The 14,657-nt window shown below is 31.3% G+C and carries 9 protein-coding genes; 5 read left to right on the top strand and 4 right to left on the bottom strand.

Going from position 1 to position 14,657, the window contains the following annotated elements:
• The first annotated feature begins 10 nt into the window (after nt 1-10).
• A complete protein-coding gene (locus ACP15M_RS05345; protein ID WP_425076154.1) occupies nt 11-1,351 on the top strand; it encodes a hypothetical protein in 1,341 nt (446 codons plus the stop codon).
• A gap of 111 nt (nt 1,352-1,462) precedes the next feature.
• Complete coding sequence (locus ACP15M_RS05340; RefSeq protein ID WP_425076153.1) at nt 1,463-4,291, top strand: TonB-dependent receptor domain-containing protein; 2,829 nt, start codon at nt 1,463-1,465, stop codon at nt 4,289-4,291.
• Between the two features lie 69 nt (nt 4,292-4,360).
• Here the strand turns inward: ACP15M_RS05340 and ACP15M_RS05335 are convergent, their stop codons facing one another.
• Nucleotides 4,361-4,717, bottom strand: a complete 357-nt coding sequence (locus ACP15M_RS05335; RefSeq protein WP_425076152.1) for a toxin-antitoxin system YwqK family antitoxin — start codon at nt 4,715-4,717, stop codon at nt 4,361-4,363.
• Between the two features lie 291 nt (nt 4,718-5,008).
• Between ACP15M_RS05335 and ACP15M_RS05330 the strand changes: the two genes are divergently transcribed.
• A complete protein-coding gene (locus ACP15M_RS05330; RefSeq protein WP_425076877.1) occupies nt 5,009-7,321 on the top strand; it encodes an inorganic phosphate transporter in 2,313 nt (770 codons plus the stop codon).
• A gap of 102 nt (nt 7,322-7,423) precedes the next feature.
• Nucleotides 7,424-8,146 (top strand): DUF6503 family protein, encoded by a 723-nt coding sequence (locus ACP15M_RS05325; protein ID WP_425076151.1) that lies wholly within the window; start codon nt 7,424-7,426, stop codon nt 8,144-8,146.
• Between the two features lie 38 nt (nt 8,147-8,184).
• Here the strand turns inward: ACP15M_RS05325 and ACP15M_RS05320 are convergent, their stop codons facing one another.
• The 3 genes from ACP15M_RS05320 to ACP15M_RS05310 all read right to left on the bottom strand — a co-directional run bounded on the left by ACP15M_RS05320 (nt 8,185) and on the right by ACP15M_RS05310 (nt 13,222).
• Complete coding sequence (locus ACP15M_RS05320; protein ID WP_425076150.1) at nt 8,185-9,138, bottom strand: hypothetical protein; 954 nt, start codon at nt 9,136-9,138, stop codon at nt 8,185-8,187.
• Nucleotides 9,139-9,546: 408 nt separating this feature from the next.
• Nucleotides 9,547-12,024 (bottom strand): ribonucleoside-diphosphate reductase subunit alpha, encoded by a 2,478-nt coding sequence (locus ACP15M_RS05315; protein ID WP_425076149.1) that lies wholly within the window; start codon nt 12,022-12,024, stop codon nt 9,547-9,549.
• Nucleotides 12,025-12,232: 208 nt separating this feature from the next.
• On the bottom strand, nt 12,233-13,222 hold the full coding sequence (locus ACP15M_RS05310) for a ribonucleotide-diphosphate reductase subunit beta (RefSeq protein ID WP_425076148.1): 990 nt from the start codon (nt 13,220-13,222) through the stop codon (nt 12,233-12,235).
• 699 nt (nt 13,223-13,921) lie between these two features.
• Between ACP15M_RS05310 and ACP15M_RS05305 the strand changes: the two genes are divergently transcribed.
• Nucleotides 13,922-14,656, top strand: coding sequence for a LytR/AlgR family response regulator transcription factor (locus ACP15M_RS05305; RefSeq protein WP_425076147.1), 735 nt, complete (start codon nt 13,922-13,924; stop codon nt 14,654-14,656).
• Nucleotide 14,657: the final 1 nt, after the last annotated feature.

Here is a 14,657-nt window from a genome sequence, read left to right as displayed (position 1 = left end):
AAAGAATATCATGAAAAAATTATTTTCAATCGTTTTAGTAGCTTCTGCATTAGTATTTACTGGGTGTTTTAAAGATGATGATACGCCAATTGTTATTGAAGAAACTACAATTATAAATGACAATGGTTCAGGCGGAGGAGATACAGGTTGTGCAGGTAGTGTGATTATTAAGACAGGTAGTCTTACTGAAGATGAAACTTGGACAGCAGATAATATATATCAGCTTAATAAAAAGGTAGTTGTACCTAATGGAATTACTTTAACAATTAATCCTGGTACAATTATTAAAGGAGCTCCTGGAACAGGAACTTTAGCATCTGCATTAATTGTAGCTAGAGGAGGAACAATTAATGCTCAAGGAACAGCAGAGCAACCAATTATATTTACATCTACAGCAGATAATATTACATGTGGCGAGACAGCAGGAACAAACTTAGATCAAAATGATAGAGGACTTTGGGGAGGTTTGTTAGTACTAGGTAATGCGCCATGTTCATTCTCTGGCGACATACTTGAAGCACAAATAGAAGGAATACCAGCAGCAGATACTTTTGGTTTATATGGTGGTTCTAATCCTAATGATAGTTCAGGTAATTTACAATATATCTCTATTCGTCATGGTGGTGCTTTAATTGGAGAAGGTAATGAGATTAACGGTTTAACGTTAGGAGGTGTTGGAGCAGGAACAACTATAAGTAATATTGAAGTGGTTGCAAATGTTGATGATGGTATCGAATTTTTTGGTGGTAATGTTGATGCGTCTAACTTATTAGTTTGGGCTCAAGGAGACGATGCTTTAGATATTGACCAAGCCTATTCTGGACTTATTGATAATGCTGTTGTTGTATTGGGTGATATTTCTGACCACGCATTTGAGATTGATGGTCCAGAAGGATCTACTCCAGCTGGTAATGAAGGTTCTTTTACATTACAAAATTGTACAATAATTGGAAATACAGTAACAAGTAATGGTGAGTACGCAGACTACAGAAGTAGAGCAAGAGGAACTACAAGAAATATTTATGCTAAAGGATTCAAAGAATCATCAGATGTTGAATTAGATAACAATGCAGTTTCTCAAAATTATTTAGATGGTTTATTATCATTTGTAGCATGGGAAGTTTCTGGTGATGACAATACAATGTTTATTGAAAAAGTAGGTTGTGCACAAAATTGTGACGATGAAGATGATATTAACAATGATGATATTGATGAGCCATTCATTACAACATTTACTAATGATGCTGCTGCTTGGACAACTACTGTAGGTGTTGATGCTAATACTGTAGGAGCTACAACTTCTGAGTTATCTTGGACTTACTCAAATGCTAAAGGAGGATTTGGATTCTAATTAGAATATTCTAAAATCTATTAGTATACAATTAAGGCAAGAAAACTCTAACACAAACTTTCTATTCGTTAAAATTATTAACGAATAGAAAGTTTAGACAATTAACAAATTATGAAAAATAAATTACACTCATTTTTATTAATATTCTTTTTAAGTATTGGAGTGTTTCACGCACAAAAAGGAATAATTTCAGGAACAGTCATAGATGGTGAGTTTGTTGAGCCTATGGCTTTTGCTAATGTTTTAGTAAAAAATACAACCACAGGAACTACTTCTGATTTTGATGGTAAATATGAGTTAGAATTAGATTCAGGAACTTATACACTAGTTTTTTCTTTTGTTGGTTACACAACTCAAGAAATTAATGATGTAGAAGTAAAAGCTGGCGAAGTAACTGTAATTGATGTTACCTTAAATACCAATTCTTTAGATACAGTTGTTATTAGCACAACTGTTAAGCGTAATTCTGAAAATGCAGTTTTAAACTTGCAGAAAAAATCTGTTGTGGTACTAGACGGATTGTCTGCCCAAGCTATAAAAAGCTCAGGTGCTAGTAACGTGGCAAGTGCTGTTAAGAGCGTTCCTGGTGTTGCTGTTCAAGGAGGAAAATATGTGTATGTAAGAGGTTTAGGAGATCGATATACAAAATCAATCTTAAATGGAATTGATATTCCTGGATTAGATCCAGATCGAAATACCATTCAAATGGATTTATTTCCAGCTAATATTTTAGATAATGTAATTGTACTAAAGTCGGCATCAGCAGAGTATCCTGCAGATTTTACTGGTGGTATTGTTGATATCGTAACCAAAGACTTTCCAACCAAAGCAGAATATACTATTTCTCTTGGAGCAGGTTACAATCCTGATATGCACTTTAATGACAAATATTTAACTTCAGAAGGAAGTGATACAGATATATTTGGTTACGATGATGGTACTAGAGATTTACCAATTCATAGATATCAAGTTATTCCAGGAACATTTGAGAACAAGCTTCTGTTGACATCTCTAACCGATCGTTTTTCAAAAGAACTCCAAGCAAAGAAGGAAACTAGTGGAATGAATTACGATTTTGGCTTTACATTAGGTAATCAGTACGATGTTGGAGACGATAAAATAGGTTATCAAGCTTCTTTTTCATACAAAAACACAACAACTTTTTATGAAGATAGAGACGATGGTGCTTATGTAAAAGATAATGCAAATTCTTCTGATACTGCTTTGAATTCTGTTTTGATTTCTAATGGTGTAGAAGGGATTAACAATGTCATTTTAAACGGAATGATTGGAGCTGCTTATAAAACCGATAAGTCAAAGTTTAAAGTTAACTTACTACATATTCAAAATGGTGAGTCTACTGCTGGATTTTTTAATCAAGTTATTTCTCAAGATGGAGTTGGAGGAGGTTTAGAGCCACTAACTAAAAACTCAATCACTTACACAGAGCGTTCTGTAACAAATTTATTATTAACAGGTAAACATAGGTTAAGTGATAAAGAAAATCCTTTCAATTTTGAATGGAAATTATCTCCTACTTTTTCTAAAGTAATGGATAAAGGTCATAAAATCACACCTTTACAAAGAGCAGATAATGGCGATTTCTTTATTAGTCCATCAGCAGCTACATTTCCAATTCAATTGTGGAGAAATTTAGTTGAAGAAAGTTGGGCAGGAAAAGTAGATTTTGATAAAACGGTAGATTTGTTTGGGAGACAAGCAAAAATTAAATTTGGAACTGCTTATACTTATAAATTTAGAGATTTTAGTATAGATGATTATACCTTTAATATTCATGGTGATGATTCATTTATTGCTGACGGAAATATTAATAATTTATTAGCTACTCAAAATATCTGGAATCCAACTACTGATAATGGAACGTTTTTAGTGTTTGGAGATCAGTTTAATGCTAATGATGCTTATGAAGGAGAGCAATCGGTTGCTGCCACATACCTTTCTGCAGAGTTTAATGTAACCGAGAAATTTAAAGCTGTTGTTGGATTAAGAAGTGAGTATTTTAAATCGTATTATACAGGACAAAACAACGAAACGGTTTTTGATAGAGAACCTATTTTAGACGAATGGGATTTGTTTCCTTCAGCCAATTTAATTTATTCTATTACTGATAATACAAACATTAGAACATCTTATTCACGCACAACAGCAAGACCTTCATTTAAAGAAGCATCTGTTGCACAAATATTTGATCCAATTACGAATAGATTATTTATTGGAAACATTAATCTAAGCCCAACGTACATTAATAACTTTGATTTAAGATATGAGTATTTTGGTGAAAACGGACAAATGTATGCTATAAGTGGATTTTACAAAGATTTTAAAGATCCAATTGAGCAATCGTTCTTTTTACAAGCGCCTACTCAATTAACAGTTGATAATCTTGGAAATGCTCAAGTATATGGTGTAGAGTTTGAAGCTAGACAACGTCTAGGATTTATTACTGAAGGCTTGAATGATTTAAAAATAAACGCAAATGTATCATTAATTGCTTCGGAATTAACGATGTCTGATGATGAGTATGAGAGTAGACAATTAGCTGCTCGAGATGGTGAAACAATTGATAGAGAAAGAGATCTTCAAGGGCAAGCACCATATTTAATAAATGTTGGATTAGATTATAATAATGAAGGTTTAGGATTACAAACAGGACTTTTCTTTAATGTACAGGGAGAAACTCTAGAAGTTGTAGGTGTTGGGTTGGTGCCAGATGTATATACAAAACCATTTAATAGTTTGAATTTTACTTTAAATAAATCGTTTGGTGAAAAGAAAAATTCATCAATTGATCTTAAGGTTTCTAATATTTTAAATGAAGAAAGACGAAGCGACTTTGTATCTTATAGAACAGAAGACAAATTATACTCTTTAAGACAACCAGGAGTTGAGTTTTCTTTAGGATATACTTTTAAATTTTAAGTTTAATTTCTATGTATAAAAAAAGCCTCATAATTATTATGAGGCTTTTTTTAATAAGTTTAGTTTGTTTTAGTTACTAACAACTAATTGAGTTTTATCAGACCACTCACTAACATTAGTGATTTTTGAATCTACATAATCTACTTCTTTAAGTTTATTATTACTCCAAAACAACCATTTTCCTACTTTTTTTCCATTAGAATAATTTCCTAAAGCCACTTTATTTCCTTTTACGTCATAACTTGTCCATATTCCTTGAAGTTTTCCTTCTTTAGTGTAACTCCCCATCTGACTTATTTGACCGTTTTCATGATAATAGGTAGCATCAATTAAACCTGTAGCTTGATTTTCTTCAAAAGTTGTTTTTTGTTGAGCAAAAGACACCATGCCAATCATCATTGCGATCGCAAACATTATATTTTTCATTTCGATTCTGGGTTTTAATTAATAATTACATAACAAATATAAATAAATTTTTACATTAAACAAACATTTAGGTAACATAAAATTAACATATAGTATTTAATTAATTGAAAATGAGAAGTATGTGTATGAGTGTTTTGTGTTTGGGTAATTTATAATTCAAATAAAATCTAGGTTAATTAGTAAATAAAATCTTTAAATATCATCCATAATTAAATAGAACATAACATTAACATAACATTGCGTTCAATTTAAAACATGAAATTTGTTTTCATTAATTTTTTTCAATTCTTCATGGAAAACCTTTATATCTACATGCTTATTGCTCTTGCATTTTTAGCGATAGCAGATCTTGTAGTTGGTGTTAGTAATGATGCTGTTAATTTTCTAAATTCGGCCATAGGCTCTAAAGCTGTTTCGTTTAAAACTATAATTATTGTTGCCAGTTTGGGTGTTGCTTTGGGAGCGATGTCTTCAAGTGGAATGATGGAAGTTGCTCGAAAAGGGATTTTTAATCCTAGTGAGTTTATGTTTGATGAAATCATGATTATTTTCATGGCAGTCATGATTACTGACATATTGTTGTTGGATTTTTTTAATACACTTGGACTTCCAACTTCTACAACAGTTTCAATAGTTTTTGAACTCTTAGGAGCTTCTGTTTGTGTGGCATTGCTTAAAATATCAGCTAATGATAATCAAAGTTTATTAGATCTAGGGCATTATATTAATAATGAAAAAGCCATAGAAATCATACTTGGAATTCTACTCTCTGTGGTTATCGCATTTAGTGTTGGAGCCTTAGTTCAGTACTTTTCGAGGTTATTATTGACATTTAATTTTAATCAAAAACCATCGTGGTATGGCGCAATATTTAGTGGGCTGGCTGTAACATCAATTTTGTATTTTATCTTAATTAAAGGGATTAAAAATGCGTCTTTTATGAGTCCTGAGATAAAAGGAATAATTTCAAACAACCCGCTACAATTAATAGTTTTAAGTTTTCTTGTGTTTACTCTTATATCACTTCTTGTAATTAAGTATTTAAAAGTAAATATATACACTATTATTATCGTCATAGGTACTTTTGCACTTGCTGTAGCATTTGCTGGAAATGACTTAGTTAATTTTATTGGTGTACCAATTGCAGCTTTTAATTCGTATGAAATATGGTCTGTGAGTAATGTTCTACCTTCAGAGTTTCCCATGACAGCATTGTCTGCTCCAGTGCAAACAAAACCTTTTTTATTGTTAATTGCAGGGTTAATAATGGTGATTACATTGTGGTTTTCAAGTAAAGCTAAAGCAGTAGTTAAAACTTCAGTAGACTTGTCAAGACAGGATGATGTCAAAGAACGATTTGAACCTAACTTTTTATCTAGGAGTATTGTTAGATTAAGTATAGCAATGTCTGATAGCTTTAATAATATATTGCCAAATAAAGCAAAGAAACATGTTGAAAAACAATTTAAAAAAACAGAGTCTACCGTTTTAAAATCTGAAGATTTACCTGCTTTTGATTTGGTAAGGGCTGCTGTAAACCTAATGGTGGCTAGTGTGCTTATTTCAATTGCAACTTCTATGAAATTGCCATTATCAACAACTTATGTTACGTTTATGGTGGCTATGGGAACCTCTTTAGCAGATAGAGCCTGGGGAAGTGAAAGTGCTGTATATAGAGTTGCTGGTGTATTAAATGTTATTGGTGGTTGGTTTTTCACAGCATTAAGTGCTTTTGCTGCTGCAGCAATAATGGCTTTAATACTTTATTATGGTAAAGGTTATGCCTTGAGTGCTTTATTAACTTTAGCAATTGTTTTACTTGTTAAAAACTATTTTAGTCATAAGAAGAAATCTAAAGTTTTAAAAGAAGCAGATACTTTACAAAAAGCTGAAAGTAGCTCAATACAAGGAGTAATTGTTGAAAGTGCTGCCAATATTGCTAATGTTGTAAAACGAGGTAATAAAATATATACAAGTGCTATTAATGGCTTAGCTACTCAAAATTTAAAACTGCTTAAAAAGAATAAAAAGAATATAGAGAAGCTTTCAGATGAAATAGATGATTTGCGTGATAATATATTTTATTTTATTAAGAACTTAGAGGAGCCAAGTGTAAATGCCAGTAATTTTTATATTAATATTTTAGGCTATTTACAAGATATGACACAGTCATTAGAATATATTTCTAATGTGAGTTTTAAACATATCAATAATAATCACAAAAAATTAAAATTTAGTCAAGTAAAGGAGCTTAAAGAAATAAGTGAAGAAATTGAAGACTTGTTTACAAAGACAAAAACGGCTTTTGACTCTGGTTCTTTTGAAGAAATAGGTAATGTTTTAAGTAAAAAACAAGTTGTATTAAGTCTAGTCAAACAAAAAATTCAAAAGCAAGTAGAACGAACACGTACTGAAGAGTCAAGTCCCAAAAACACAACATTGTACTTTAGTTTGTTGTTAGAAACAAAAGACTTATTAAATGCAACTATGAACCTTTTAGAGGAATATTACAGCTCACATGATAGTTCAGTAGAACCTGCAACAATTTCAATAACTGTTGAAGATGCTATAGAAGATAAAAACGGTTCAGACCAAGAAGAATAATATATAATTTATTAAATAGAAGAGAGCCATCGGTTTTTACGATGGCTTTTTTTGTTTACTATGAAATAGTTTAAATTAGTAAATATTAAATCTACTTTATAAATGAAATTTATCACAATCGGAATACTAGTTTACTGTTCTTTTAATGTTCTAGTTGCTCAAGACATAAGTGGCGCATTACTCTTAGAAAAAGCCATTCAATATCACGATCCAAACCACCAATGGAACACCTTTGATGCTGAATTTGATATCGTCATGGACATGCCTAAAAATTCTAAACGTATTAGTCATATACATATTAATCTTCCAGACGAATATTTTAAAGTGACTGCAACTCGCGATACAATCATTACTGAATACATAATAGATAAAGGAAATTGTAGTATTTCATTAAATGGAAAAACCGAGTTGAGTAAAGCAGAATTGTTTTCAAATAACTTGAGTTGTGAGAGCGCTAATATGTATAAAAACTACTATACCTATTTATATGGTTTACCAATGAAACTTCAAGATGAAGGCACAAATATTTCAGAAAAGGTAGCGTTAAAAACTTTTAAAGGAAAAGATTACTTGGTTCTAAAAGTCACGTATGATGAAGCTGTTGGTAATGATGTTTGGTATTTTTATTTTAATCCAGAAACTTATGCTTTAGAAGTCTATCAATTTTTTAAAACAGATGAACAAGGCAATGTAAAAACCGAAAGTGGAGAATATATCATGTTATCTAAAACAGAAACTATAAATCAAATCAAAATACCTAAAGTAAGAGCATGGTATTATAACAAAGATGATGCGTATTTGGCAACAGATATTTTAAAGCAATAAAAAAAGCCAACTCAAAAGAGTAGTTGGCTTTAAACAATTTATGCAACTTCATCAAAATCAGAAGAATCAAAGCCTAATATTTCATTAATCAACTCAATTGATACTTTGATGAGAGAATCATTTGTAGCTTCTCCATCAATAAATTTTAGTCTATTTGAAACATCAATATTAGATCTCATTTTAGATTTCTCCCTTATGAAGAAAGTTTTAGATGAGCCATTATAATTTATCTCAAATGAAATTTCATCAACTTCAAATTCATCCATAAAGTAAATTTTTTCATCTTTATTAACTCTAGAGAAAAATAGAGAATAAAGCTCCTTTTTAAAAGAAGTATTATTAGTCTTACTTTTAAATTTAAGCTCTCTAATATCTTGGTCATTGGAATTTATATCAATATTATCCCACAAACTTAATTGGACATCTTTAGATAGTCTGTACTTAATTAGTCTAACTTTTTTAAGTTTTCCTTTTTCAATCATATTCGACAGATAATTAAAATTTAATCCAGGAGACATTACAATTCTATAATTCTTAAAACCAGATTCTTTTAAAAAGAGTTGTAGGCGTCTTTCAAAAATAACTTTTAACCCATGCTTCGATTTATTTTCAAATACCACATAACCATATTTTGAGTTTTTTGGAATATTAATGAAGGTAAACATCTTTCTATTTTGAAGATCATCTTTTTGGACAGAATAAGTTAGCTTGTTTGATTCTCCATTTCTTATTTCAAAATTTTCTCCAGTATATGCGGAATCTAAATAAGTATTAATTATTCCGTTCTCTTCTTGATAGTCAATTTCCGAGCTAACCGCATAGGTTCTTTTGTTTCCATTACTATCAAAATAGTCAACTCTGTTTTCCTTCAAGTCACGTAAATGTTTGAAGCATACCTCTAATAAGTTACTTGTTCCATTAAAACGATTTAAGATTTGTTCTTCTTTGGCATTATTAAAGATTGCCAATCTATAAATAGTAAAATTTTTCATTTTGACTTTGTTTTATGATTTATTACCCTAGGCTTCTAAATCTTGTTATTAACATTGAACAGTTGATAAATTACATGGTTCATAAGGCCATATACCATAGGCTCTAGCAACTATTTTCATCTAAATGGAAGTTTTAAACTTGGTAGAAATAATCTTATTTCGTTTCTTTGAAGAAGAAATAGAGGTGAGAAGCCTCTCATATTTCGCTATTAATCTGAAAAAATTGCCGCCAAGCTTTTTTTAGAAAAATTATCAAGAGGGATTCTTCCATTAAGTTTCCCTTTTTTTGTGTCTTATTCTCGTCTATATTTATTTTTTATTTGTAAATCTATTGTAATTCATTTCAAAATTGAATCTAATATTAAAAAAGCATCTCTCTCGAGATGCTTTTTAATTAACACTTAATAATTACGAACCACACATTAAGCAATCGTCACCTTCAGCTTCTTTAGCTTGAGCGATTAAGGCTTTCATTTCTTCAGGAGTCATAGGTTCAGTTTCTACCTTTTCTGCGGTTTGCTTTGCAAACTTTGCAGCAGTTTCGGCAGCTTTTTGTTGTTTTTTAACCACATTATCTACAGCGACTTGTTGTGTTTTGGCAACAGGCTCAGCTTTTTCAGCTCTAGTAATAGTCACTTTTTTAGCATCAACAGCACTCTTAGTACGTAAGTAGTACATTCCTGTTTTTAAACCGCTTTTCCAAGCATAAAAATGCATCGATGTTAATTTTGCCATCGTAGCACCTTCCATAAATAGGTTAAGTGATTGGGACTGATCGATAAAGTAACCTCTTTGGCGCGACATGTCGATAATATCTTTCATGCTTAATTCCCAAACAGTTTTATACAATTCTTTGATGTCTTGAGGAATTCTATCTACATGTTGAATAGATCCATTAGCACGCATGATTTCATTCTTTAGATTTTCATCCCAAAGCCCAAGATCTACCAAGTCTTCTAATAAATGCTTATTCACCACAATAAACTCACCAGATAATACACGGCGTGTATAAATGTTAGAAGTATAAGGCTCAAAGCATTCATTGTTTCCTAAAATTTGAGAGGTAGATGCTGTTGGCATTGGAGCAACTAATAAGGAGTTACGAACACCATGTTTTAAGACTTGTTTACGTAATTTTGCCCAATCCCAAAGTCCGCTTAATTCCTCATCTTTAATTCCCCAAAGATTGTATTGAAATTCGCCTTTGCTTATTGGAGAACCTTCATAAGATTCGTAAGGACCATCAGCTTTAGCTTCTTCCATACTTGCTGTTACAGCAGCAAAATAAAGCGTTTCAAAAATATCGTGATTTAACTTTTTAGCTTCATCACTTGTAAATGGCAATCTTAACTTAATAAAAGTATCTGCCAAGCCTTGAACACCTAAACCAACTGGTCTGTGACGGAAGTTAGAGTTTTCAGCTTCTTTAACAGGATAATAATTTCTATCAATAACGCGATTTAAGTTTTTCGTTACACGTTTTGTAATTCTGAAGAGTTCTTTATGGTCAAACTCACCATTTTTAACAAACATTGGTAACGCGATTGAAGCTAAATTACATACAGCAACTTCATCTGCAGAAGTGTACTCCATAATTTCGGTACACAAGTTAGACGAACGAATGGTTCCTAAATTTTTCTGGTTCGATTTACGATTTGCTGCATCTTTATACAACATGTATGGTGTACCAGTTTCAATTTGAGATTCTAATATTTTTTCCCAAAGTTCTCTTGCTTTTATTGCTTTACGACCTTTGCCTTCTGCTTCATACTTTGTGTATAAAGCTTCAAACTCTTCGCTATGAACGTCGCATAATCCTGGACATTCATTCGGACACATTAAGGTCCACTGACCATCTTCTTGCACACGTTTCATAAATAAATCTGGCATCCACATGGCGTAGAATAAATCACGAGCACGTAACTCTTCGGCTCCATGATTTTTCTTTAAATCTAAGAAACTCATAATGTCTGCATGCCAAGGTTCGATATACATGGCAAAGCTTCCTTTACGCTTTCCTCCACCTTGATCTACATAACGTGCTGTGTCATTAAATACTTTTAGCATTGGTACAATTCCGTTACTAGTTCCGTTTGTTCCAGCGATATAACTTCCAGTAGCACGAATATTATGAATAGATAAACCAATACCTCCTGCAGACTGTGAAATTTTAGCCGTTTGTTTTAAAGTATCGTAAATACCATCGATACTATCGTCTTTCATTGTTAATAAGAAACAAGAAGACATTTGAGGTTTTGGAGTTCCAGAGTTAAATAATGTAGGTGTCGCGTGTGTAAAGTATTTTTTAGACATGAGTTCATAAGTCTCAATGGCTGCTTCTAAATCGTCAAGATGAATACCAATTGATACTCTCATTAACATGTGTTGAGGTCTTTCAGCAATTTTACCATTAAGTTTTAAAAGGTAAGAACGCTCAAGTGTTTTAAAACCGAAATAATCGTAACCAAAATCACGATTATAAATGATAGACGAATCTAATTTGTCCTTATTATCCATGATGACTTTATAGACTTCATCACTTAATAAAGGTGCTTTTTTTCCTGTTCTCGGATTAACATATGTATATAAATCGGTCATGACCTCACTAAAGGTCTTTTTTGTGTTTTTATGTAAGTTAGATACCGAAATTCGAGCAGCCAAACGAGCATAATCTGGATGAGCAGTTGTCATGGTTGCAGCTTGTTCGGCAGCTAGATTATCTAATTCACTGGTGGTTACACCATCGTATAGACCATCAATAACTCGCATTGCCACTTTAATTGGGTCTACAAGTTCATTAAGACCATAACATAATTTACGAACTCTCGACGTGATTTTGTCGAACATTATTGGCTCTTTTCTTCCGTCTCTTTTTACTACATACATACGTTACACATTTTTTAGTTTTTTTCTGAAGCGACCATTCAGAAAAAGGGATTAGTTAGTTACTATTATTCAGTAGGAAACTGATTAATAGTTGATTAATTATTAGTTTTTATATTGAAATAAAACTGGTCGTTACTGTCTTAGGAAACTTAAAGGTTTCAGCAGAAGTGTAAACCAATTCAAACAATTCTGTTTTTACTTTTGAGTTCTAGAAATCGAAATTATCTGAACCAAAATCGTATTTGTTTTCTTCTTCTTCCTTATTTAGAACACCAGCTTTTTGATATTCTGAAACACGTTTTTCGAAGAAGTTTGTCTTTCCTTGTAATGAAATCATGTCCATGAAATCAAAAGGATTAGCTGTATTATATACTTTGTCACAACCAAGATCTGCAAGTAATCCATCGGTTACAAACTCAAGATATTGCGACATGAGTTTAGCATTCATTCCTATTAAACTTACAGGAAGTGATTCTGTAATAAATTCTCTTTCTATGTTTAGGGCATCTACGATAATTTCTTTAATACGCTCTTTTGGTACTTTGTTTACTAAGTGATTTTCGTGTAAGTGAACCGCAAAATCACAGTGCATACCTTCATCGCGTGAAATTAATTCGTTTGAGAATGTTAAACCAGGCATTAAACCACGTTTTTTAAGCCAGAATATGGAGCAAAAAGAACCTGAAAAGAAAATGCCTTCAACTGCTGCAAATGCGATTAAACGCTCAGCAAAGCTTGGAGATTCAATCCATTTTAAAGCCCATTCGGCTTTCTTTTTAATAGCAGGAAAGGTTTCAATAGCATGAAATAAAGTATCCTTTTCTTTTTCGTTTTTTACATAGGTGTCAATTAACAAAGAATAGGTTTCACTATGGATGTTTTCCATCATAATTTGAAAACCATAGAAAAACTTAGCTTCACTATATTGTACTTCATTTACAAAGTTTTCAGCAAGATTTTCATTAACAATACCATCACTTGCGGCAAAAAAGGCTAAAACATGTTTGATGAAATAGCGCTCGTCATCGGTTAATTTTTCTGTCCAATCTGTAATGTCTTGATGCAAATCAATTTCTTCTGCAGTCCACATACTTGCTTCAGATTTTTTATACCATTCCCATAAATCATGATGTTGAATAGGAAAAATAACGAATCTATCTTTGTTTTCTTGCAAAATTGGTTCTACAACTTGAGACATATTAGAGGTGTTTTTTATTAAAAAATTAACTGAAAAATTTCGTGTGATTTGGGACTAACAAAGATTCAAAAATGTATGAGATATTTTGCTTTTTTTTCGGAAACCTTTTCAACAAGTTTTTAACAATTGATAAATCGTTAAAAAAACTAAAGATTTGTTAAAAATAATTGTAATTACCTGTAAATCAACTAAATAAAATCAAGATAAATTATCAGAAAAAGTAAGTATAATCTTGTTAAATAGCCTCTTGAGACGCATGTTTACTGCGCTGAATAGATTGAAAATGTCTGTTTAAAATGCAACAAAAAAAGAGAGCGTCAACAGCTCTCTTTAATCCCTAATAATTAACATAACTAACTAAAACTATTGTATGATATAATAGTTAAAAGAAGATGATAAAATAGAAAGCCAGGATTAAACCTGACTTTCTATGATTAATAGCATTTAATCAAATAGTGAATCCCCACGATCACTTTTTTTTATATGTATTAATACATTGGTCATTAATGTTAGTTCAAATATGATATTTTTAATTTAATACTTAAATTGAATTTGTGTAGTTGGTATTAAAACATGTATAGTTGGTTGAGCTTTTTTTTAATGACTTATAAGTGTTTGTTTTTTGCTCAATACACATAAAAAAATGCTAACCATACATAATAGAGAGATTTTATTACATTATATAATATATTTGAAATTATGATTAAAGCTGTAATTGTAGACGATGAGCCAAAAGCAATCCAAAGTTTATCTTGGGAGCTATCTAACTTTAGTAATGAAATTGCTGTTATTGAAACGTTTTCTAATCCTGAAGAAGCAATCACATATTTAAACACGAATACACCAGATTGCTTGTTTTTAGATATTCAAATGCCAACGATGGATGGTTTTCAGTTTTTAGAAAAATTATCTAATAGAGATTTTGCTGTAGTAATTACTACTGCCTATGATGAATATGCCATTAAGGCTTTAAAGCATGAAGCTATTGATTACTTGTTAAAACCAATTGATTCGGATGATTTAGAGGTAACCATTCAGAAGATAAAAAAGCATAACTTTAGAGCTTTAAATGTTTCAAAAATAGAAGAAGTTCTAATTAATTTTAATGGCAAACTTGATAAAAAACGAATTACCATAAATGCAGATGGAAAGCTCATATTTCTTAGCATTGATGATATTCTTTATGTAGAATCTGATGGCAATTATAGTACTATATTTTTAGAGAATGCACCAAAATTAGTCATCACTAAAAAGTTAAAAGAAGTTGATGCAATTTTGCCAGAATATTGTTTTTTTAGAATTCATAATTCATACATCATCAATCTAAATAAAATTAAAGAGTTCATTAAAAGTGAAGGATATGTCGTGATGCAGTCTAATCACAAAATTCCAGTCGCAAGGCAACGCAAATCCGATTTTCTAGAGAAACTATAGA

It is taken from the genome of Psychroserpens sp. S379A (assembly GCF_049800755.1).
Taxonomy (GTDB): Bacteria; Bacteroidota; Bacteroidia; order Flavobacteriales; family Flavobacteriaceae; genus Psychroserpens.
The sequence above is the reverse complement of the archived record's forward strand: the minus strand, read 5'-3'. Positions and strand labels throughout refer to the sequence as shown.

Bases quoted from the DNA above. Each gene is read 5' to 3' on its own strand.
- ACP15M_RS05345 (WP_425076154.1), top strand. From the start codon at position 11: ATGAAAAAATTATTTTCAATCGTTTTAGTAGCTTCTGCATTAGTATTT.
- ACP15M_RS05315 (WP_425076149.1), bottom strand. From the start codon at position 12,024: ATGTATGTAGTAAAAAGAGACGGAAGAAAAGAGCCAATAATGTTCGAC.
- ACP15M_RS05310 (WP_425076148.1), bottom strand. From the start codon at position 13,222: ATGTCTCAAGTTGTAGAACCAATTTTGCAAGAAAACAAAGATAGATTC.
- ACP15M_RS05330 (WP_425076877.1), top strand. From the start codon at position 5,009: ATGGAAAACCTTTATATCTACATGCTTATTGCTCTTGCATTTTTAGCG.
- ACP15M_RS05320 (WP_425076150.1), bottom strand. From the start codon at position 9,138: ATGAAAAATTTTACTATTTATAGATTGGCAATCTTTAATAATGCCAAA.
- ACP15M_RS05325 (WP_425076151.1), top strand. From the start codon at position 7,424: ATGAAATTTATCACAATCGGAATACTAGTTTACTGTTCTTTTAATGTT.
- ACP15M_RS05335 (WP_425076152.1), bottom strand. From the start codon at position 4,717: ATGAAAAATATAATGTTTGCGATCGCAATGATGATTGGCATGGTGTCT.
- ACP15M_RS05305 (WP_425076147.1), top strand. From the start codon at position 13,922: ATGATTAAAGCTGTAATTGTAGACGATGAGCCAAAAGCAATCCAAAGT.
- ACP15M_RS05340 (WP_425076153.1), top strand. From the start codon at position 1,463: ATGAAAAATAAATTACACTCATTTTTATTAATATTCTTTTTAAGTATT.